Consider the following 19,559-nt stretch of genomic DNA (forward strand, 5'->3'; position numbering starts at 1 on the left):
ATGCGACTGGGCGGCGGCCTCGCGCGGCCGCCCCCTCGCCGCATCGCCGCGCCTCACAGGCCCGGCAGGCGGTAGTCCTTGAGCTGCTCGCGCAGCTTGGCCTTGAGCATCTTGCCCGTGGCGCCGATCGGGATGGCGTCCACGAACAGCACGTCGTCCGGGATCTGCCACTTGGCGGTCTTGCCCGCGTAGAACTGCAGCAGCTCCTCGCGCGTGACCTCCGCGCCGGGGCGCCGGACCACCGCCACGATGGGCCGCTCATCCCACTTGGGGTGCGGCATGCCCACGCACGCGGCCATGGCGACGGCCGGGTGGGCCATGGCGATGTTCTCGATGTCGATGGAGCTGATCCACTCGCCGCCGGACTTGATCACGTCCTTGCTGCGGTCGGTGATCTGCATGTAGCCGTCCGCATCGATGGTGGCGACGTCGCCCGTGGGGAACCAGCCGCGGCCCTGCGCATCGGGCACCAACGGATCGCCCTCGCCGCGGTAGTAGTTCTCGACGATCCACGGGCCCTTGACCAGCAGGTCACCATAGGTCTTGCCGTCCCAGGGCAGTTCGTGGCCGTCGCCGTCCACGATCTTCATGTCCACGCCGTAGATCGCGCGGCCCTGCTTCATGAGGATCTGCATCTGCTCGTCGCGCGGCAGCGCCAAGTGCTTGTTCTTGAGCGAGCACAGCGTGCCCAGCGGGCTCATCTCGGTCATGCCCCACGCGTGCAGCACGCGCACGCCGTAGTCGTCCTGGAACGACTGGATCATGGCCGGCGGGCAGGCCGAGCCGCCGATCACGGTGCGCTTCAGTTGGCCGAAGCGCAGGCCGCCCGCCTTCACGTGGTTGAGCAGCATCTGCCAGACGGTGGGCACGCCGGCGGCGAAAGTCACGCCCTCGGCATCCATGAGTTCATAGACCGATTTGCCGTCCAGCGCCGGGCCGGGAAACACCACCTTGGCGCCCACCAGCGGCGCCGAGTACGGCAGCCCCCAGGCATTGACGTGGAACATCGGCACCACGGGCAGCACGGCATCGCTGGCCGACAGGCCCATCACGTCCGGCAGCGCGGCGGCATACGCGTGCAACAGGGTCGAGCGGTGGCTGTAGAGCACCGCCTTGGGGTGGCCCGTGGTGCCGCTCGTGTAGCACATGCTGGAGGCAGTGTTCTCGTCGAACGTGGGCCACACATAGGTGTCGGGGGCCGTGCCGATCCAGGCTTCGTAGCTCAGCAGGCCCGGGATGCCGCTGTCGGCGGGCAGTTGGTCGGCATCGCACAGCGCCACCCACTGGCGCACCGTGGGGCACTTGGCGTGCACGGCCTGCACGATGGGCAGGAAGGTCATGTCGAAGCACAGCACCCGGTCTTCGGCGTGGTTGACGATCCACGCGATCTGCTCGGGGTGCAGGCGCGGGTTGATGGTGTGCATCACCCGTTCGGAGCCGCTCACGCCGTAGTACATCTCCATGTGGCGGTAGCCGTTCCAGGCCAGGCTGGCCACGCGGTCGCCGGCTGCCAGGCCCATGCCGTCCAGCACATTGGCCAGCCGCCGCGCCCGCACCGCCATGTCGCGGTAGGTGTAGCGGTGGATGTCGCCCTCGACGCGGCGCGACACGATCTGCACGTCGCCGTGGTGGCGCTCGGCGAATTCGATCAGCGTGGAAATCAGCAAGGGTTGACTCTGCATCAGGCCCAGCATGTTGGCTCCTTGGGTTGTCGTTGTGAATGGTTCCGCGGCATCCTACCGTGCGCCCTGTGCGCTGCCGCCCTGGGGGCGCCATGTGCCGGGGGCGCATCTGTCGCCAGCTTGACAGCCGCCAGTGCGGGCCCTGGCTTACCGCGGTACCGCCAAGCCCCCTCGCCGCGCGTGGCAAAGCGGGTCGGAGACAATTCGGCTGATGAACGCCCCCCTTCCCACCGCCGCGACGGCGCCCGCGTCCGGCCTCGAATGGCGCAACGGCTTTGCAGCGCTGGGCCCGGATTTCTTCACCGAACTGGTCCCCACGCCCCTGCCCGCCCCGCACTGGGTGGCCACGAGCCTGGATGCCGCGCAGCAACTGGGCGTGCCCGCGGCCTGGCTGGCCTCCGATGCGGCGCTGCAGGTGTGCTCGGGCAACGCGCTGCTGTCGGGCATGCAACCATTGGCCACGGTTTACAGCGGCCACCAGTTCGGGGTTTGGGCGGGGCAACTGGGCGATGGCCGCGCCATCCTGCTGGGCGAGACCGCCGGCGGGCTGGAGGTGCAAATCAAGGGCGCCGGGCGCACGCCGTATTCGCGCATGGGCGATGGCCGCGCCGTGCTGCGCTCGAGCATCCGTGAATTTTTGTGCAGTGAAGCCATGCATGCGCTGGGCGTGCCCACCACGCGGGCGCTGGCCCTGACCGGCTCGCCCGCCCCGGTGCAGCGCGAGGTGGTGGAGACCGCCGCCGTCGTGACCCGCACCGCGCCGAGCTTCATCCGCTTCGGGCACTTCGAGCACTTCGCGGCGCGCGACCTGCTGCCACAGCTGCGCACGCTGGCCGACTATGTCATCGACCGCTACTACCCGGAGTGCCGCGGCCCGGATGCGCCGGGCGGCAACCCCTACGCCGCGCTGCTCCAGGCGGTGAGCGAGCGCACGGCGGAACTGCTCGCCCACTGGCAGGCGCAGGGCTTTTGCCACGGGGTGATGAACACCGACAACATGAGCATCCTGGGCCTCACGATCGACTACGGGCCCTTCCAGTTCCTCGACGCGTTCGTGCCGGGCCATGTGTGCAACCACAGCGACACGCAGGGCCGCTACGCCTTCAACCGCCAGCCCAACGTGGCCTACTGGAACCTGTTCCGGCTGGGCCAGGCGCTGCTGCCGCTGATCGAGGACGTGGCGCTGGCGCAGGCGGCGCTCGCGTCCTACCAGACCGTGTTCCCGGCCGCGTTCCTGCAGCGCATGCGCGGCAAGCTCGGGCTGCAGGCCGCCCACGACGGCGACGCCGCGCTGGTGGACGGCCTGCTCAACCTGCTGGCCCAAGGCGGGGTCGACTACCCCATCTTCTGGCGCCGCCTGTCGCATGCCGTGGCCAGCGGCGACTTCGAACCCGTGCGCGACCTGTTCATCGACCGGGCAGGCTGGGAGGCGTGGTTGCTATCATTTTCAGAGCATCCAGGACAATCAAATCCCCGGCATATGGCCGATTCGATGCTGAAATGCAATCCGAAATTCGTGCTGCGCAACCACCTGGGCGAGCAGGCCATCCGCGCGGCCACGCAAGGCGACTTCGCCCCGCTGCACACCCTGCAGGCCCTGCTGGCCGAACCGTTCGACGAACACCCGGGCCACGAGGCCTGGGCCGACTTCCCGCCCGACTGGGCTTCCTCCATCGAAATCAGCTGCTCATCATGACCTTTCCCATCAAAAAGACCGATGCCGAATGGCAGGCCCTGCTGCAGAGCAAAGGCGCCGAGCCCGTCGCCTGGCAAGTCACCCGCCACGCCGCCACCGAGCGCCCGTTCACTGGCAAGTACGAAGCGCACTGGGCCGACGGCAGCTACCACTGCGTGTGCTGCGGCGCCAAGCTGTTCGACTCCGGCACCAAATTCGACGCCGGCTGCGGCTGGCCCAGCTTTTCCGAGGCGGTGCCGGGCTCGATCAAGGAGATCGTGGACCGCAGCCATGGCATGGTCCGGACGGAGACGGTTTGTGCACAATGCGGGGCGCACCTCGGCCATGTGTTCGAGGACGGCCCCGCCTCCACCGGCCTGCGCTATTGCATGAACTCCGCATCGCTCGATTTCGAGCCCGGCTCCTCCTGAACGGCGGCAACGCCCGCCCACGCTCCAGCCCTCCTCCATGAAACTGCTGATCGACTTCTTTCCCATCATCCTGTTCTTCGCGGCCTTCAAGCTGTGGGGCATCTACACGGCCACGGCCGTGGCCATCGCTGCCACCGTGCTGCAGATCGGCTACCTGCGCTACAAGAACGGCAAGGTCGAGCCCATGCAGTGGGTGAGCCTGGGCGTCATCGTGGTGTTCGGCGGCGCCACGCTGCTCTCGCACAGCGAGACCTTCATCAAGTGGAAGCCCACGGTGCTGTATTGGCTGATGGGCTCGGCGCTGCTGATCGGCCAGCTGTTCTTCCGCAAGAACCTGATCCGCTCCCTGATGGGCGCGCAGATGGAGTTGCCCGACGCCGCCTGGCGCACCGTGAACTGGAGCTGGACCGGGTTCTTCGCGGTCATGGGTCTGGTTAACCTGTGGGTGGCCTACCGCTTCGACACCGACACCTGGGTCAATTTCAAGCTGTTCGGCGGCATCGGGCTGATGGCAGTGTTCGTCATTGGCCAGGCCCTGTACCTGAGCCGCTATATGAAGGAAGACGACACCAAGGCCGTGCCCAACGCCACGCCCGAGGCAGCCCACAAGGACTTGCAGCCATGACGGTTCTGGCCATCACCGCCGAGGCCATGGCGGCCCGGCTGCAGGAGCGGCTGAACCCTTCAGCGCTGCAGGTGCTGGACGAAAGCGCCGCCCATGCAGGCCATGTGGGGTCCAACGGAACGGGTTTCGGCACCCATTTCCGGGTGCGGATTTCGTCACCTTTGTTTACAGGAAGACCCCGCGTCGCACAACATCGCCTTGTGTATGATGCGCTGCAAGAATTTATTGACCAGGGCGCTCACGCCATAGCCATTGAAGTTCTTTGATCCGGCCCTATTTGTCGGACTTGCGGTCCAAACGGCCGCAACTCATTTCCTTTTTGTGGACTCCCCAATGAAGAAAAAGCTTTTGTCCGGCCTCGTGGCCGCTGCCGTGCTGAGCGCGACGGCCTTTCCCGTCTACGCTCAAAACCTCGCCGTTGTGAATGGCAAGGCCGTTCCCAAGGAACGCGCCGAAGCCCTGAAGCAGCAAGTGGAACGTTCCGGCCGCCCCGTGACCCCCGAGGTCGAAGGACAGATCAAGGAAGAAGTGATCGCCCGCGAAATCTTCTTGCAGGAAGCCCAGAAGCGCGGCCTCGAAGCCTCGCCCGACTACAAGGTCCAGATGGAACTGGCCCGCCAGACCATCCTGATCCGCGAACTGTTCGCCGATTACCAAAAGGCCAACCCCGTCACCGACGCCGAAATCCAGGCCGAGTACGACAAGTTCGTTGCCGCCAACACCGGCAAGGAATACAAGGCCAGCCACATCCTGGTGGAAAAGGAAGACCAGGCCAAGGCCATCATCGCGTCCATCAAGAAGGGCGCCAAGTTTGAAGACATCGCCAAGAAGCAGTCCAAGGACCCCGGATCCGGCGCCCGCGGCGGCGACCTGGACTGGTCGGCTCCGAGCAGCTACGTGGCCGAGTTCACCGAAGCGCTGGTCAAGCTGAACAAGGGCCAGATGACCCAGACGCCGGTCAAGACCCAGTTCGGCTGGCACATCATCCGCCTGGACGACGTGCGGGAAGCCAAGCTGCCCAAGCTGGAAGAAGTGAAGCCCCAGGTGGCGCAGCAACTGCAGCAGCAGAAGCTGGCGAAGTTCCAGGAAGAACTGCGCACGAAGGCCAAGATCGAGTAATCGCTCACGGTCGGTGGACCGGCGACACCCTGCCGATCCACCAGGCTTCAAGTCTCAACGCGGCCCCACGGGCCGCGTTCTGCTTTTGGGACGGGCCTTGTGCCTTTTGCCTTTTCCTAAAAGCGGCCCAGCGTCCAGGATGCTGCCATCAGCAGACCGATCATGACCGGCTGGTGCAGCATGTAATAGCTCAGGCTCCAGCGTCCCAGCACCGCCAGCGGTGACAGCGCACGGGGCAGCGCTACCTTCATCCATTGCGGGCGCCGTCGCAGCACCCATTGCCCGCTCGCCAGGCCCCACCACATCACGCCCAGCCAGGGCAGCACCGGCACATAGTCTTCGGTGAAAGGCTTGCGCGATACCAGTCCCAGCCAGTTGAGCGCATAGCCGTTGAACGTGGAAGCCCAGGCCGCCAGCGGCCCCTCTGTCAGCGCCCATCCCGCCATGGAGGGAAGCGCCACGGCCATTGCGCCGGCAGGCCAGAGCCAGGCACCCCACCCCGCCGTGCATCGCGCGACGAGGAGCATGGCAGCCATCCCGTGCAAAACGCCGAAATGGATGAAGCTCTGCGGAAACATCAGTGACGACCCTGCGGTGACCAGCAAGGCGCATCCCACGATCTGCAGCCAGCGCTTGAAGAAGCGGGCCCATCCGAGGCCCTGCTGCCAGGCCAGTGCCTGCCCCAGCCCCGCGCAAAAGAGAAAGAGCGCAACGATGGCTGTCCGCTGGGTCGTCCAGAAAGGATCGGCACGGAAATTCTGCGGCCAGTACCCGAAGTGGCTGAGGTCGAAACAGAAATGGAAGACCGTCATCCACACCATGGCCACGCCCCGCAAGGCGTCCACGCCCTCCATGCGCGCCCCGCCGGTGCGCGGAGAAGAGCCAAAGGGGGAAAACGGACGGGACGTTGCCATGTGCTTTGGAAGAATGGGAAATGGTGGAGCGATCGGTCCAGGCGCTGCCACGGCTGAGCCTCAGCATGGGCCTACCGCGGTGCTGGATGCAATTTCAGCTTGTTGGCCGTATGGCCCCGTTCTAGCATGGGACCGAGGAGGCATTATGGACAATCATCCACAAGCAGAAATAGAACTGCTACGCGAGGAAATCAGAACGCTCAAAAGCGCACTCGCCAACGTCACGACCCAGGTGCAACCGCTGAATATGCTGGCCCAGGCCTTGGTGATATTGCACCAGGAACCTGCCGTACTGCGCATGGTGTTCGAGCATGCGATTCCCGAAGCCAACGTGCCGGATTTACCCTTCCTCATGGAAGAGGAAGACGTGGAACGCCTGGCGCACCAACGCGAGTGGATCTTGAGGCTGCTGCGAAGCCGGGGCTGATCTTCCTGCGCCTACCATGGACGCAGAAAACTGCAGCGAAGGGAATACCGGAGAGGAGGGCAAATCCAAAAAGACAAAAGGGGTCAGGTCAAATGACCTAACCCCTTGAATCAATGGTCGGAGCGGCGGGATTCGAACTCGCGACCCTCTGCTCCCAAAGCAGATGCGCTACCAGGCTGCGCTACGCTCCGACAACTAGTATTCTAACCTTGCATCAGAGCCATATTTGGAAGACTCAAAGAAATTTGCCAGTTTTTTTCAAACTCACCGCGACGAGGGGCCCGGGCCACGGCCTGGGAGGTGGCGGAAGGTGATGCGGCCCTTGGACAGGTCGTAGGGGGACATTTCCAGCGAGACCTTGTCGCCGGCAAGAATGCGGATGTGGTGCTTGCGCATCTTGCCGCCGGTGTAGGCGATCAGTTGATGGCCATTGTCCAGCGTGACGCGAAAGCGGGAATCGGGCAGGACTTCCGTCACGGAGCCCTGCATTTCAATCAGTTCTTCTTTGGCCATGATTTCAAGTCAATCTTCAAACAGTAATAGGAGGTATCGGGGGCCTGCGCGAAACTGCAACCGGAATGTCGGCCCATCTCGCAAGAGATCCAGGCGCGGTGCACAGCAAGCGGGGGTGGTCACTGCGCCCCATGGCGCATCGGTCGGAAAAGGCCGGCGGGGTGGCTTCCACACACAGCAGCGGCAGCGAGGCGCTGCGCAAAACCGCACCATTGTAACGTAGTAAGGAATCGTGTGGAATAGTGCCGATACACCACTGCGCCGCGCGCCGGCCCATGCACCGCGCCGGTTGCACCCCGTGGTGAATGGCATCGATTTGACGCAGCGGCCCCGACTGACTTCGTTCCGGCATCTGGCGCCAGATGGCCCACGCATGCAGCGTCAAGGCGCACGGCCGGGCCCCGCAGGCGCGCTCGGTAGAATGCCTCGCACCCCAACCGCTCAGGAAGTCCACCTTGTCAGACCGCCTTGCCGTACTGCCTCAATATCTACTTCCCAAACAAGCGCTGACGGCGCTGGCAGGGCGGCTTGCACGGGCGCAGGGAGGCCCCCGCACCACTGCCGCGATCGAGCGTTTCATCGCCCGTTACCGGGTGGACATGAGCGAAGCGGTCGAGCCCCGCCCGGCCGCATACGCCACGTTCAACGATTTCTTCACCCGCGCCCTGCGCCCCGGTGTGCGCCCGCTCGCCGCGGCAGCTGCGGTCTGCCCGGTGGATGGGGCGGTCAGCCAGTTCGGGCCCATTGACCAGGATCAGATCTTCCAGGCCAAGGGCCACCGCTACTCGACCACGACCTTGGTGGGCGGCGATGCGGCGCTGGCCGCGCAGTTCGACAACGGCAGCTTTGCGACGATCTACCTGAGCCCCCGCGACTACCACCGCATCCACATGCCCTGCGATGGCACCTTGCTGCGCATGGTGCATGTGCCGGGCGACCTTTTTTCGGTGAACCCGGTCACGGCGCGGGGCGTACCCGGTCTGTTCGCGCGCAACGAGCGCGTGGTGTGCGTGTTCGACACACCTTTGGGAAAGATGGTGCTCGTGCTGGTGGGCGCGACCATCGTGGGCAGCATGGCCACGGTGTGGCACGGTCAGGTCAACCCGCCGCGCAGCGGCGAGCTGCGCCACTGGGACTATGCCGACCGGCAGATCGTGCTGCGCCAGGGCGAGGAAATGGGCCGCTTCCTGCTGGGCTCCACCGTGGTGCTTCTGTTTCAGCGCGGTGCGGTGCGGTTTTCGGAGCAATGGGCCCCTGCCCGGCCCGTGCGGCTGGGCGAGGCGATGGCCGAGCGGCCGGCCGGCTGAGCGAGTGAATGACTTAAGCCTGAGTCAGCCTGCGGCCCACGCGCCCTGCCCCGATCCTGCATGAAGCGGAATGCCGGGGGACTTCAGCGCTGGCGCACGGTGGTGAACGCGCTGGGTGCCAGGAAGAGCCGGCTGGGGGAGACGGACGCCTCGTGGCCCACGAGGTAGATGGCCAGTTCCTGGCGGCGCAGGGCCACATGGCTCACGGTTTCCCACTGGTCGCCCATGCGCACCGAGGTGCCGGGCCGAAACAGCGGCATGTGAAAGAACTCTCCCCATCCAGGCAGGGCTGCGGGCTTTTCCGCGACCGCAGGCGCGAGGGTGGGGGCGATGTCCATGGCGCATGCTACCCCGCCACGGGCCCCAGCGGGGAAATGATTGGTGTGCGGCGTCACGGCGCTGTCACAGCGCGACCCTAGAGTGCAGCCGCAGCAGGCCGCGAGCGGCCTGCGCGCACCCTTTTCGCTCCCGCCTTTCCAACCTGCCTGCTCCCCATGACGCTGCCCCTGCCCCGACGCACCCTGATCCTGGCGCTCGCCGCCGCATTCGTGCTCTCCGCCTGTGGCGGCGGGGGTTCCGATGCCGCACCACCCGATGCGCCGCGCGGCCTGGGATTTGCCGATTCCGCACCGGTGCCCAACGAATCGACCACGCCGCCGTTCGTGGACTTCGCCTTCACCAACCAGCGCGGCGATGCCCGCTACGCCACGCTGGCCACCAACGCCGGCGTGCGGGTGCTGTCGGGCTTTCTCGACATCTGGAAGCCCAGCACGCTGCTGGTGGATGCCGGCGTGACGGCCGATGCCAACGGCGCCTTCCCTGCGATCAAGCCGGCGGCCTGGACCGGCATTCCCGGTGACGCGACCGACGGCACGGTGCTGAACGCGCAGGTGCACACCCGCAACATCCAGTACGTGGTGGACGCCACGGCGCGCCGCACCGCGGCCCAGGAACTCCTGGCCTACGAAGACGACCGGCGCGGCAAGGCCTACAGCGTGACCGATGGCCTGGGCCCGCTGGCCAACGCATGGCGCACCGCGGCGCAGCAAAAGACCAGCATTTCGGGCATTCCCGCGGACGCGACCACGGTGCTCTACAACGACACCGGCAACAACGCCGGCGTGGGCGGCAGCGCCAACGCGGGCTTCGGCACGGTGGTGGACTTCATCGGCGGCATCGGCGACAACGCCTCGACCGAGCCGGCCAAGCGCTTCTACAAGTACGCCCGCCCGTGGCGCTGGAGCGCCAATGTGCAGATCGTGCCGGCCCTGGTGCCCGCCAAGAGCACCACCCCGGCCACCGACGGCGGCTTCACCAGCGGCCACACCGCCGAGGGCGTGCGCGATGCCATCGCCATGGCCTACCTGGTGCCGGAGCGGTTCCAGGAAATGCTGGCACGTGGGCTGGAGATGGGCGAAAGCCGCATCCTGGCCGGCATGCACTCGCCCCTGGATGTGATCAGCGGCCGCGTGCACGGCCAGGCCGTGGCCGCCGCCAGCATCGCCACCGGCGTGAACGCGCCGCGCAAGGCCGCTGCCGTGGCCCAGGCCCGCAGCACGCTGATGGCAGCCGTCGGGGCGCGCACGCCGGAGGAATTCCTGCAGATCGCCCATTCGCAGGCCACCACCGCCGACCGTTTCGCCGACCGCGCCACCAACCAGGCCGAGTACCTGCGCCGGATGACGTTCGGCTTCGCTCCCATCGGCGACACCACGCGTCCGGCCGTCGTGCCCAAGAGCGCGGAGGTGCTGCTGGAAACGCGCTTCCCCTACCTGGATGCGGGCCAGCGCCGCGTGGTGCTCAAGACCACCGCGATCGCCTCGGGCTACCCGGTGTTGGACGACGCCGAAGGCTGGGGTCGCCTGAACCTGTTCGCGGCCGGCGACGGCTACGGCGCCTTCAACGGCGACGTGGCGGTGACCATGGACGCGGCGCAGGGCGGCTTCAACGCGCTGGACGCCTGGCGCAACCCCATCGCGGGCGCCGGCAAGCTCACCAAGCGCGGCAGCGGCACGCTCGTGCTGGCGGGCGCGAACCGCTACACCGGGGGCACGGAAGTGTCCGCAGGTGCCGTGCGGGCCGACAGCAGCAATGCGCTGGGGCAAGGCGACGTGTACCTGAGCGGCGGCACGCTGATCGGCAACACGGCGGCGGAACTGGCCATCGGCGGTGCCTTCACCCTGGGCAGCAGCAGCACGCTGGAACTGCGCGTGGGCGCCAACGGCGCCGGCCAGCTGCAGGCCGCCGGCCCGGTCACGCTGGCGGGTACCCTGCGCATCGCCTTCCGCTCGGGCTTCACGCCAACGGTCGGATCGACCCTCACGCTGGTGCGTGGCGCCCCGGTGCGCGGGACGTTCGGCAGCATCACGGTCAACGGCTTCAAGGTCACGCCCATCTATCTGGACGATTCCGTGCAGCTTCGGATCGACGCCGCAGCCTGACGCCGCGGGCGCCGCGCCGCCCTTCCCCACCAGGTGCGGTGGGCGCGCACCGGCCGCTCCTGGCAGGCCTTACGCCCGCACCCGGGTGCGGGCAAATTCCAGCACCGCCTCCAGCATGCGGTGCAGCACGGGCTGCACGCCGGCCGCCGCCTCGGGCAGGTAGTCGAACGGCAGGGCTTCCTGCATGTAGCTGCACTGCGTCATCTCCAGCTGCACCGCGTGCACGTTGCGCGCGGGATCGCCGTAGTGCCGCGTGATGTGGCCGCCCTTGAACCGGCCGTTGAGCACCGCGGTGTACGCCGGGTCGGACTGCCCGATGCGCAGCAGTGCCTGCGCCAGCGCCGGGTCGCAGCTGGCCCCTTCGGCCGTGCCCAGGTTCAGGTCCGGCAGCTTGCCCGCAAAAAACCTCGGCAGCACGGAGCGGATGGAGTGCGCATCCCACAGCATGGCCACGCCATGGGCGGTGCGCAGGCGTTCCAGCTCGGCGGCCAGCTGCGCGTGGTACGGCGCCCAAATGGCATCGCGGCGCACGGCGATCTCGGCGTCGTCCGGCGCATCGCCCGCCTCCGCGTAGATCGGCGTGTCGTCGAAGGTGTCCACCGGGCACAGGCCCGTCACGCTCTGGCCGGGATACAGGCTGGCGCCGTCCGGCGGCCGGTTCAGGTCGATCACATAGCGCGAATGCGTGGCCACCAGGATCGAGGCGCCGAGGTCGCGGGCAAAGCCGTACAGCCGCTCCAGGTGCCAGTCCGTATCAGGCACCTGGCGGGCCTCGTCGGTGAAGCGCGCGGCGATGTCCGGGGGCACATGCGTGCCCACGTGGGGCATGGACACGAGCAGCGGCGCGGTGCCCTGGTGGAAGGTGAAGGGTGGCGGGGAATGGGTGGCGGTCATGCGATCGGGTCTGCGTTGGGGGCTTCGAAAGCCGAGGGCCGGCCGGTCGGTCAATGCCCGGCGCGGGTGATGGTGGCCGTGCGGGCCGCCACGAAGGCGGCGGCGGCACGATCGTGCAGCGCGTGGTGCCCCGCGACCACGCGCGGCGTGCCGGCGGTCCAGAGGCTGTGCAGCGCCGAGGTGCGATGGCTGCCGAACACGTGCGCGCCCAGCATGCTGTCGGGCGGCAGGCCCTGCAGTGCGATGTGCTGCGCATCGAGCGCCACCAGATCGGCGCGCTCGCCCACCGCGATGCCGGCCGGAGCGCCGGGCGTGCACTGGCCGCTGGCCTGCGCCCCGCCCTGCACCGCCTGCAGCGCCATGGCGGTGGCGACCTCGGGGTGGGCGCGGCTGGCCAGCACGTTGCGCTGGCGCAGGGACAGGCGCTGGCCGTATTCGAGCAGCATCAGCTCTTCCGCCGCGTTCACGCAGGCGTGGCTGTCGGAGCCCACGCCCCAGCGGCCGCCGCCCGCCAGCCAGCGCGGCAGGTCGAACAGGCCGTCGCCCAGGTTGGCCTCGGTGGTGGGGCACAGGCCGGCCACGGCGCCGGTGCGGGCGGCGCCCGCGTATTCGTCGGGCGTCATGTGGGTGGCATGCACCAGGCACCAGCGCGCATCGACCGGCGCATGCTCCAGCAGCCATTGCACCGGGCGCTGGCCGCTCCAGGCGATGCAGTCGTCCACCTCCTGCGTCTGTTCGGCGATGTGGATGTGCACCGGCGCCGCCGGGCTCAGGGCCGTGAGGCCTTCGACCGCAATGCGCAGGCTGTCGGGCGGCACGGCGCGCAGCGAATGCGGGGCCAGACCCAGGATGCCGCCCTGCGCGGCCACCACGGGCGCCAATCGTTCCAGCAGCGCGAGCATGCTGTCGGTGCTGCGGATGAAGCGGCGCTGGTCCTCGCGCGGCGCGCGGCCGCCAAAGCCGCTGGTCTGGTAGAGCACCGGCAGCAAGGTGATGCCGATGCCCGCGGCCTGGGCGGCACGCAGCAGCGCGAGCGACATGGCGGCATCGTCGGCATAGGGCTGGCCTGCCGCGTCGTGGTGCACGTAATGGAACTCGCACACCGCGGTGTAGCCCGCCTCCAGCATCTCCACATAGAGCCAGGTGGCGATCGCCTCCAGGTGCTCGGGCGTGGTGCGCGCGGCAAAGCGGTACATGAGGTTGCGCCAGCTCCAGAAGCTGTCCTGCCCGCCGTCCGGCTGGGGCGCGCGGTATTCGGTCAGCCCGGCGAAGGCACGCTGGAAGGCGTGCGAGTGCAGGTTGGGCATGCCGGGAAGGACCGGGCCCGGCGCACGCGGCGCGGTGCCGGCTGCGCTGCCCGGCGCCACGGCGGTGAGCCGGCCCGCGGCATCCCACTGCAGCAGCACGTCGCGCGCCCAGCCGCCGGGCAGCAGGGCGTCCTGCGCGAACAGGGCGCCAGCGGGAGGCGTCTGCGGTGCAGAGGACTCGGCAGGCGGGGATGAAACGGTGGTGCTCATCAATCAATGGCCTCGGGGCAGATGGGAAATGAGAAAAAGGTCTTGGGCCACCGGTGCATCAAACCGTCGCCCGGGCGATGCGCCCCTGCCGCACGATGGTGTGCGCCGGCTTGTGCCCGAACCAGTAGGCCAGCTCCGCCGCCTCTTGGAAGGGCCACAGCACGAAGTTCGCCGGCCGCCCCGCGGCAATCAGTCCGTGCGAATCCTGCAGCCCCAGCGCGCGCGCGGCATGGGTGGTGATGCCGGCCAGCGCCTCGGGCACGGTCAGGCGAAACAGCGTGCACGCCATGTTGGCCATGAGCAGCAGGCTCAAAGCGGGCGAGGTGCCGGGGTTGTGGTCGGTGGAGACGGCCATGGGCACGCCGGCCTCGCGCAGCAGCGCGATGGGCGGCAGGTGCGTGTCGCGCAGCGTGTAGTAGGCGCCGGGCAGCAGCACGGCCACCGTGCCGGCGGCCCGCATGGCGGCGATGCCGTCAGCGGACAGGTGCTCGATGTGGTCGCACGACAAGGCGCCATAGCGCGCGGCGAGCGCCGCACCGCCCATGTCGGAGAGCTGCTCGGCATGCAGCTTGACCGGCAGGCCCAGCCGCTGCGCCGCCTGGAAGACCTGCTCGGTTTCGGCCAGCGTGAAGGCGATGCGCTCGCAGAACACATCCACCGCGTCGACCAGCCCTTCCGCGGCCAGCGCGGGCAGCATCTCCTGGCACACGTGGTCGATGTAGTCCTGGCTGCGGCCGGCGTATTCGGGCGGCAGCGCGTGCGCGCCCAGGAACGTGGTGCGCACCGTGGTGCCGGTGGCCTCGCCCAGGCGCCGGGCCGCGCGCAGCTGCTTGCGCTCGTGCGCGGTCGCCAGGCCGTAGCCGGACTTGATTTCGATGGCGCACACGCCTTCGTCGAGCAGGGCCGACAGGCGCGGCAGGGCGAGGTCGAACAATTCGTCTTCGCTGGCCTCGCGCGTGGCCCGCACCGAGGCGACGATGCCGCCGCCGGCCCGCGCGACTTCCTCGTACGAGGCGCCGGCCAGCCGCATGGCGAACTCGTTGGCGCGCTGCCCGCCGTAGACGAGGTGGGTGTGGCAATCCACCAGCCCGGGCGTGGCCAGAGCGCCGCGCGCGGCGTGGCGCGGCAAGGCGGCGTAGGCTGCGGGCACGGCGGCCTCCGGGCCCACCCAGCGCACCACGCCCTGCTCCACCACCAGCGCCGCCGGCACACCATCGGGCACCGGCACGTCGGCCACCGCCAGCCCGGGCGCCAGGTGCAGGGTGTGCCAGACCCCGTCGGCGCTGGGGGCGTGGGCGAAGTCCTGGTGCGGCACGGTCATGCGATTCTCCCTTTTGCTATTAAATGCATAGCAGTATGCCCTAGTGATTATTGTGCCAGCGCCCGATTTGGCTGAAACCCCGGCACCAGCGCCACCCAGGCGATGGCCGGCGCGTCGGCCCCGCCGGCCTGCGGCTGGAGCGCAGCGCAGGCGCCAGCGGGCGCGGCGGCGGCCCACCACAGGCCCTGCCCTGGCCCGAAGACCTCGCCGCCCCGATGCCATCGGCCCGACAGCACCATGCACAGGCCGGCGGGCGTGCTGCCCGGCACGCACGCGTTCTGCAGCACCTGCACCGCGCCCTGCCAGCGGCCATGCCGCAGCATCAGGTTGAAGTCGGTCGAGGCGCCGCCCAGCGGGATGCAGTCGATGGCCTGGTCGCCCGCGAACGCCACGGGCTGCCAGCGCTCGTCCAGCGCATGGTCGATGCCCTCGTCCTCGGCGCGCAGGCGCACGCCGGCCCCGTCCAGCAGCATGATCTGGCGCTGCACGCCCTGGAAGGCCGAGAACGGCCCGGGCGCCGCGATGGTGGCCACGCTCACGCGCCACTCGAAGGCGTCCATGCCGGCGCCCGGCGGCCAGCAGGCCAGCTCGCGCGTGTCGCCGCCGCCGTTCTTCCACGGGGTGGGCGCGATGGCCGACAGGTCGAACCGCTGCAGCGCCGCCGTCATCCCGCCTCCCCCACCAGCAGCGGAAAGAGCGGGTGCGCCATGGGTGCGCCGGCCGGCAGCGTGTCGGCAAGGCCCGGGAAATCGGGCGAGGTTTTCCAGGCGCGCGGCGCATGGCGCGTGTCGTCGCCCAGAAAGCGCACCGAGAACACGCGGCGACGCTGCGGCCCGGGCACACCGCCCGAGGCATGCAGGGCCAGCATGTGAAAGCACACCACGTCGCCGGGCGCGATCTCCCAGCCCAGGATGGGAAACGCCGCGCGGTCGGCCTCGATGTCGGGCAGCTCGGCCAGCGAGCCTTCGGGAAACCACCGCGCCTGCTGGTCCATGAAGGTGCGCGGCATGCGCCACGGCCCCCGGTGCGAGCCGGCCACGAACTCCAGCGTGGCCTCGCGCGCCACCGGGTCCACGGGAATCCACAGGCTCACGTTCTGCGTGCCGTCGATGTTGTAGTAGGGCTGGTCCTGGTGCCAGGGCGTGCGCTGGCGCGTGCCCGGCTCCTTGACCAGCACATGGTCGTGGTACAGCCGCACGCTGGCCGACTGCATGAGCCGCTGGGCGGCCCAGGCCACGGGCGTTTCGGCGATGAAGCGGCCGAAGGCGGGAATGTCCTGCCAGTTGCAGAAATCCTCGAAGAACCGGCCCGGATCGTCCGGGCGGCTCGCCACCTTGGCGCGCGGGCTGGGCGCGGCCAAGTTGGCGTCGATGCCGCTGCGCAGCAGCGCCACCTCGCCGGGCGTGAGCAACTGGCGGATGCACACCGCGCCGTCGCGCGCGAAATCGGCAACGAGGGCGTCGGTCACGCGCTCGCGCAGCCGCTGCTGCAGGTCGGGCGGGGGCACCAGGGGGGTGGAAAGCGTCATGGCGAAGGCCTCACTCTGGGCGGCTCGGTGGGGGCGCTCAAGTGCGCGACAGCACGGCCTGCAGAAACGCGCGGGTGCGCTCCTGCGTGGGCTCGGTGAAGATCCTGGCGGGCGGGCCCGATTCGATGATGCCGCCGCCGTCCATCACCACCACGGTGTCGCCGACCTCGCGCGCGAAGTCCATCTCGTGCGTGACGACCATCATGGTCATGCCCTCGCGCGCCAGCAGCTTCATGACCTGCAGCACCTCGCCCACCAGCTCCGGGTCCAGGGCCGAGGTGGGTTCGTCGAACAGCATCACGCGCGGCTGCATGGCCAGGGCACGGGCGATCGCCACGCGCTGCTTCTGGCCGCCCGACAGGCTGGCCGGCATGGCCGCGGCCTTGTGGCCCAGGCCCACCTTGTCCAGCAAGGCGCGCGCCTGGTTTTCGGCCTCGGCGCGGGAAGCGCCACGCAGCTTGCGTGGGCCCAGGGTGACGTTGTCGAGCACCGACAGGTGCGGGAACAGGTTGAACGACTGGAAGACCATGCCCACCTCTTCGCGCAGGGCGTTGAGCTCGCGCTCGGGCAGCATGCGGCCCTCGTCCACCAGGGTGCGCCCGCAGATGTCGATGCGACCGCCCTGGGGCTGCTCCAGCCCGTTGCAGCAGCGCAGGAAGGTGCTCTTGCCCGAGCCGCTGGGCCCGATCACGACCACCACCTGCGACGGCTGCACGTCGAAGTCGATGCCGTTCAGCACCACGTGCTCGCCGAAGGCCTTGCGCAGGCCGCGGATGCGCACCATGGGCGCCGCATCGGGAGCGGATGCCTGGGTCGATGGGGACTGCGTCATTGCACCATCCCCCCGGCGCGCAGGCGCAACTCGATGTGGCGCAGCACCAGCGTGGTAGCGCCGGTGAGCACGAAGTACACGACCGCGATGGCCAGGTACACCTCCAGCGAGCGGTACGACACGCTGATGATCTTCTGCCCCTCGTGCATCAGGTCGTGGATGGTGAGCAGCGACACCAGCGCCGAGTTCTTGATGAGCGCGATGAACTCGTTGCCCAGCGGCGGAATCATGCGCACCACGGCCTGCGGCAGCACCACCCAGCGCATCGCCACGCCCGAGGACATGCCGATGGAGCGCGCGGCCTCCATCTGGCCCCGGTCGATGGACTGGATCGCGCCGCGCACGATCTCGGACACGTACGCGCCCGAGTAGATGCCCAGCCCGATCACGCCGCACAGGAACGCCGGCAGCAGGATGCCGAATTGCGGCAGTCCGAAGAACAGGATGAACAGCTGCACCAGCAGCGGCGTGCCGCGGATGGCCGCCACATAGGCCGTGCACAGGCCATACACGATGCGGCGCCGGGGGTCGAGGCGGCCGATGCCCACCAGCAACCCCATCACGCAGCCCAGGAGCAGCGAGGCGGCCGTGATCTCCACGGTCACCAGCGCGCCCTCCAGCAGTTGGGGCCAGCCGGCCCACACGGGGGAAAAGTCGAGTTCCATCGCTCGGGTTCAGTGCTTGTCGATTCGGTCGGCAACCATGGCGCGCCGGCTCACTTGGCGGCCGGCGTGGCCGCGGTGGTGGCGGCGCTGCCGCTGAACCATTTCTTCACGATGGCCGCGTAAGTGCCGTCGGCCTTGAGCTTGGCCAGCGCGGCGTTCACCGCGCGGGTGAGCTCGGGCGTGTCCTTGCGCAGCGCCATGCCGTATTCCTCGGTGGTGAGCTGCTCTTCGATCACGCGCAGGCCGGGCCGGGTGCGCACGTACTGGTAGGCCGCGGGCTTGCCGGTGACGGCGGCGTCGGCGCGGCCGATGTCCACCAGGTTGAACATTTCCTGGTTCTTCTCGACCTCCACGCGCTGCGCCTTGGGGTAGTTCTGCGTGAGGAAGGCGACCGATTTGGTGCCCACCTGGACCGAGATCTTCTTGCCGTCCAGGTCGGCCGGCTTGCGGATGGTGGTGTTGCCTTCCTTGACCATGGCGACCAGGCCGCCGGCGTAGTAGGGCTCGGTGAAATCGACGACCTTCTTGCGCTCGTCGGTGATGTAGATGCCCGACACGGCCATGTCGAAGCGCCGCGAGATCAGGCCGGGGATCAGGCCCTTGAAGTCGATGTCCACCCACTCGACCTGCTTGCCCATGCTCTTGGCGACGGCCTCCACCAGCTCCACGTCGAAGCCGGTGCGCTTGCCGTTCTCGACGAACTCCATCGGCGGGAAGGTGGCGTCGGTGGCCACGCGCAGCACGTTGTCTTGCGCGCGGGCGGCGGCAGCGCCCAGGGCGAACACGGCGGCCAGGCTGGCCAGGAGGAGATTGCGTCGGATGTTCATGGGAGTTTCCGGTGGGGGTGGGAGTAAGGGAAAGGCACTCGAGGGAAAAAGAAAAACGATGCGGCCGGGTTCAGTGCAGAACGAGTTGGCGCGAGATGCGGGCAGCCGCCACGACCACCATGCGGATCAGCGCGGCCTCCTGGCCCTGGGCCCGCATCACCGGCGCCATCAGCGTGATGGCGCCCGCGGCTTGGCGGGAAGCGCCGAACAGCGGCACGCTGCAGCCCCAGACGCCGGGGTCCACCTCGCTCTCGCTGGTGGCGAAGCCGGCCTTTCGGATCGCCTCCAGCGCCTGCTGGGCGGCCTCGCGCTCGGGCGTGCCCGTGCCCCACTGGCTGTCGAGGACCGCATCGCGCGCGGCGGGCGGCAGATGGGCCAGCACGCACTTGGCCGAGGCGCCCGTGCGCAGCGGCACGCTGCGCCCCTTCTCGAACGAGCAGCGCAGCGAATGGTGGCTTTCCACCATGTCCAGGCAGATGGCCTGGTCGTTCACCGCGACGATCAGGCCGACGCTTTCCTGCGACTGCTGCGACAACTCCACCATGCCGGGGCGCGCCTGCCGCACCAGGTGCGAAGCCAGGTCGAAGCCGAGGGCCAGTTGAAGGCTCAAAGGGCCCGGCGCATAGCCGCCATCGCTTTCCAGCACGAAGCCCCAGCGCTTCAAGCGCGCGAGCTGGCGGTACAGCGTGCTGCGCGCCATGCCGGTGTGCTCCATGAGCTCGGTCGCGGCCATCGCCCTGCCCTGCTGGGCCAGCACGGCCAGCACCTGCAGCACTCGGTCGGACGTCGCAACGGCGCTGGGCAATGCACTTCGGGTCATGCGTTCAGTATCGAAGGAAGC

21 protein-coding genes and 1 tRNA gene are annotated in these 19,559 nt (G+C 68.6%); 8 read left to right on the forward strand and 14 right to left on the reverse strand.

What is annotated here, in order from left to right; translation table 11 throughout:
- Positions 1-53 precede the first annotated feature (53 nt).
- Positions 54-1,694 (reverse strand): 3-(methylthio)propionyl-CoA ligase, encoded by a 1,641-nt coding sequence (locus M5C96_RS14815; RefSeq protein ID WP_272563921.1) that lies wholly within the window; start codon positions 1,692-1,694, stop codon positions 54-56.
- 199 nt (positions 1,695-1,893) lie between these two features.
- Between M5C96_RS14815 and M5C96_RS14820 the strand changes: the two genes are divergently transcribed.
- The 5 genes from M5C96_RS14820 (at position 1,894) to M5C96_RS14840 (ending at position 5,532) form a co-directional block, all read left to right on the forward strand.
- Positions 1,894-3,378, forward strand: a complete 1,485-nt coding sequence (locus tag M5C96_RS14820; protein ID WP_272563922.1) for a protein adenylyltransferase SelO — start codon at positions 1,894-1,896, stop codon at positions 3,376-3,378.
- Positions 3,375-3,788 (forward strand): peptide-methionine (R)-S-oxide reductase MsrB, encoded by a 414-nt coding sequence (msrB, locus tag M5C96_RS14825; RefSeq protein ID WP_272563923.1) that lies wholly within the window; start codon positions 3,375-3,377, stop codon positions 3,786-3,788. The genes M5C96_RS14820 and msrB overlap by 4 nt, the downstream gene beginning before the upstream one ends.
- 37 nt (positions 3,789-3,825) lie before the next feature.
- On the forward strand, positions 3,826-4,413 hold the full coding sequence (locus M5C96_RS14830; protein ID WP_272563924.1) for a septation protein A: 588 nt from the start codon (positions 3,826-3,828) through the stop codon (positions 4,411-4,413).
- On the forward strand, positions 4,410-4,679 hold the full coding sequence (locus M5C96_RS14835) for a BolA family protein (RefSeq protein WP_272563925.1): 270 nt from the start codon (positions 4,410-4,412) through the stop codon (positions 4,677-4,679). The genes M5C96_RS14830 and M5C96_RS14835 overlap by 4 nt, the downstream gene beginning before the upstream one ends.
- A 67-nt stretch (positions 4,680-4,746) precedes the next feature.
- Positions 4,747-5,532, forward strand: coding sequence for a foldase protein PrsA (locus M5C96_RS14840; protein WP_272563926.1), 786 nt, complete (start codon positions 4,747-4,749; stop codon positions 5,530-5,532).
- 116 nt (positions 5,533-5,648) lie between these two features.
- Here M5C96_RS14840 and M5C96_RS14845 read toward each other — a convergent pair whose 3' ends face one another.
- Positions 5,649-6,353: a heparan-alpha-glucosaminide N-acetyltransferase gene (locus M5C96_RS14845; RefSeq protein ID WP_336297861.1), complete on the reverse strand. Its 705-nt coding sequence runs from the start codon at positions 6,351-6,353 to the stop codon at positions 5,649-5,651.
- A 238-nt stretch (positions 6,354-6,591) separates the two neighbouring features.
- Between M5C96_RS14845 and M5C96_RS14850 the strand changes: the two genes are divergently transcribed.
- Positions 6,592-6,873, forward strand: a complete 282-nt coding sequence (locus M5C96_RS14850) for a hypothetical protein (protein ID WP_272563927.1) — start codon at positions 6,592-6,594, stop codon at positions 6,871-6,873.
- A gap of 114 nt (positions 6,874-6,987) precedes the next feature.
- Here M5C96_RS14850 and M5C96_RS14855 read toward each other — a convergent pair.
- Positions 6,988-7,064, reverse strand: a tRNA-Pro gene (locus M5C96_RS14855).
- Positions 7,065-7,137: 73 nt separating this feature from the next.
- Positions 7,138-7,386 (reverse strand): translation initiation factor IF-1, encoded by a 249-nt coding sequence (gene infA / locus M5C96_RS14860; protein ID WP_092739728.1) that lies wholly within the window; start codon positions 7,384-7,386, stop codon positions 7,138-7,140.
- Positions 7,387-7,841: 455 nt separating this feature from the next.
- On the opposite strand from infA, the gene asd reads away from it, so the two are divergent.
- Positions 7,842-8,693 (forward strand): archaetidylserine decarboxylase, encoded by an 852-nt coding sequence (gene asd / locus M5C96_RS14865; RefSeq protein WP_272563928.1) that lies wholly within the window; start codon positions 7,842-7,844, stop codon positions 8,691-8,693.
- 83 nt (positions 8,694-8,776) lie between these two features.
- Here asd and M5C96_RS14870 read toward each other — a convergent pair whose 3' ends face one another.
- Positions 8,777-9,031, reverse strand: coding sequence for a hypothetical protein (locus tag M5C96_RS14870; RefSeq protein ID WP_272563929.1), 255 nt, complete (start codon positions 9,029-9,031; stop codon positions 8,777-8,779).
- A gap of 156 nt (positions 9,032-9,187) precedes the next feature.
- Here M5C96_RS14870 and M5C96_RS14875 point away from each other — a divergent pair, with 156 nt between their 5' ends.
- Positions 9,188-11,134 (forward strand): phosphatase PAP2 family protein, encoded by a 1,947-nt coding sequence (locus M5C96_RS14875; protein ID WP_272563930.1) that lies wholly within the window; start codon positions 9,188-9,190, stop codon positions 11,132-11,134.
- 69 nt (positions 11,135-11,203) lie between these two features.
- Here M5C96_RS14875 and hutG read toward each other — a convergent pair whose 3' ends face one another.
- The 9 genes from hutG to M5C96_RS14920 form a co-directional block, all read right to left on the reverse strand.
- Positions 11,204-12,028 (reverse strand): N-formylglutamate deformylase, encoded by an 825-nt coding sequence (gene hutG / locus M5C96_RS14880; protein WP_272563931.1) that lies wholly within the window; start codon positions 12,026-12,028, stop codon positions 11,204-11,206.
- Between the two features lie 50 nt (positions 12,029-12,078).
- Entirely contained in the window at positions 12,079-13,545 is a 1,467-nt protein-coding gene (locus M5C96_RS14885) for a formimidoylglutamate deiminase (protein WP_272563932.1), read from the reverse strand.
- Between the two features lie 58 nt (positions 13,546-13,603).
- Positions 13,604-14,866, reverse strand: coding sequence for an imidazolonepropionase (gene hutI / locus M5C96_RS14890; protein ID WP_272563933.1), 1,263 nt, complete (start codon positions 14,864-14,866; stop codon positions 13,604-13,606).
- 47 nt (positions 14,867-14,913) lie between these two features.
- A complete protein-coding gene (locus M5C96_RS14895; RefSeq protein ID WP_272563934.1) occupies positions 14,914-15,534 on the reverse strand; it encodes a HutD/Ves family protein in 621 nt (206 codons plus the stop codon).
- Positions 15,531-16,394, reverse strand: a complete 864-nt coding sequence (locus M5C96_RS14900) for a phytanoyl-CoA dioxygenase family protein (protein ID WP_272563935.1) — start codon at positions 16,392-16,394, stop codon at positions 15,531-15,533. The genes M5C96_RS14895 and M5C96_RS14900 overlap by 4 nt, the downstream gene beginning before the upstream one ends.
- Before the next feature lie 37 nt (positions 16,395-16,431).
- Positions 16,432-17,226 carry an amino acid ABC transporter ATP-binding protein gene (locus tag M5C96_RS14905; protein ID WP_272563936.1) on the reverse strand — a complete coding sequence of 265 codons (795 nt, stop codon included), beginning with the start codon at positions 17,224-17,226 and terminating at the stop codon, positions 16,432-16,434.
- A complete protein-coding gene (locus tag M5C96_RS14910; RefSeq protein ID WP_272563937.1) occupies positions 17,223-17,891 on the reverse strand; it encodes an amino acid ABC transporter permease in 669 nt (222 codons plus the stop codon). The genes M5C96_RS14905 and M5C96_RS14910 overlap by 4 nt, the downstream gene beginning before the upstream one ends.
- Positions 17,892-17,941: 50 nt before the next feature.
- Positions 17,942-18,718 carry a glutamine ABC transporter substrate-binding protein gene (locus M5C96_RS14915; RefSeq protein WP_272563938.1) on the reverse strand — a complete coding sequence of 259 codons (777 nt, stop codon included), beginning with the start codon at positions 18,716-18,718 and terminating at the stop codon, positions 17,942-17,944.
- A gap of 70 nt (positions 18,719-18,788) precedes the next feature.
- Positions 18,789-19,538, reverse strand: coding sequence for an IclR family transcriptional regulator (locus M5C96_RS14920; protein WP_272563939.1), 750 nt, complete (start codon positions 19,536-19,538; stop codon positions 18,789-18,791).
- Positions 19,539-19,559 lie beyond the last annotated feature (21 nt).

This window comes from Acidovorax sp. GBBC 1281, from assembly GCF_028473645.1.
GTDB lineage: Bacteria > Pseudomonadota > Gammaproteobacteria > Burkholderiales > Burkholderiaceae_C > Paracidovorax.

Bases quoted from the DNA above. Each gene is read 5' to 3' on its own strand.
- M5C96_RS14815 (WP_272563921.1), bottom strand. From the start codon at position 1,694: ATGCTGGGCCTGATGCAGAGTCAACCCTTGCTGATTTCCACGCTGATC.
- hutI (WP_272563933.1), bottom strand. From the start codon at position 14,866: ATGACCGTGCCGCACCAGGACTTCGCCCACGCCCCCAGCGCCGACGGG.
- M5C96_RS14875 (WP_272563930.1), top strand. From the start codon at position 9,188: ATGACGCTGCCCCTGCCCCGACGCACCCTGATCCTGGCGCTCGCCGCC.
- M5C96_RS14900 (WP_272563935.1), bottom strand. From the start codon at position 16,394: ATGACGCTTTCCACCCCCCTGGTGCCCCCGCCCGACCTGCAGCAGCGG.
- hutG (WP_272563931.1), bottom strand. From the start codon at position 12,028: ATGACCGCCACCCATTCCCCGCCACCCTTCACCTTCCACCAGGGCACC.
- M5C96_RS14835 (WP_272563925.1), top strand. From the start codon at position 4,410: ATGACGGTTCTGGCCATCACCGCCGAGGCCATGGCGGCCCGGCTGCAG.
- M5C96_RS14820 (WP_272563922.1), top strand. From the start codon at position 1,894: ATGAACGCCCCCCTTCCCACCGCCGCGACGGCGCCCGCGTCCGGCCTC.
- M5C96_RS14870 (WP_272563929.1), bottom strand. From the start codon at position 9,031: ATGGACATCGCCCCCACCCTCGCGCCTGCGGTCGCGGAAAAGCCCGCA.
- infA (WP_092739728.1), bottom strand. From the start codon at position 7,386: ATGGCCAAAGAAGAACTGATTGAAATGCAGGGCTCCGTGACGGAAGTC.
- M5C96_RS14845 (WP_336297861.1), bottom strand. From the start codon at position 6,353: ATGGTGTGGATGACGGTCTTCCATTTCTGTTTCGACCTCAGCCACTTC.
- M5C96_RS14905 (WP_272563936.1), bottom strand. From the start codon at position 17,226: ATGACGCAGTCCCCATCGACCCAGGCATCCGCTCCCGATGCGGCGCCC.
- M5C96_RS14840 (WP_272563926.1), top strand. From the start codon at position 4,747: ATGAAGAAAAAGCTTTTGTCCGGCCTCGTGGCCGCTGCCGTGCTGAGC.
- M5C96_RS14830 (WP_272563924.1), top strand. From the start codon at position 3,826: ATGAAACTGCTGATCGACTTCTTTCCCATCATCCTGTTCTTCGCGGCC.
- M5C96_RS14850 (WP_272563927.1), top strand. From the start codon at position 6,592: ATGGACAATCATCCACAAGCAGAAATAGAACTGCTACGCGAGGAAATC.
- M5C96_RS14915 (WP_272563938.1), bottom strand. From the start codon at position 18,718: ATGAACATCCGACGCAATCTCCTCCTGGCCAGCCTGGCCGCCGTGTTC.
- msrB (WP_272563923.1), top strand. From the start codon at position 3,375: ATGACCTTTCCCATCAAAAAGACCGATGCCGAATGGCAGGCCCTGCTG.
- M5C96_RS14885 (WP_272563932.1), bottom strand. From the start codon at position 13,545: ATGAGCACCACCGTTTCATCCCCGCCTGCCGAGTCCTCTGCACCGCAG.
- M5C96_RS14920 (WP_272563939.1), bottom strand. From the start codon at position 19,538: ATGACCCGAAGTGCATTGCCCAGCGCCGTTGCGACGTCCGACCGAGTG.
- M5C96_RS14910 (WP_272563937.1), bottom strand. From the start codon at position 17,891: ATGGAACTCGACTTTTCCCCCGTGTGGGCCGGCTGGCCCCAACTGCTG.
- M5C96_RS14895 (WP_272563934.1), bottom strand. From the start codon at position 15,534: ATGACGGCGGCGCTGCAGCGGTTCGACCTGTCGGCCATCGCGCCCACC.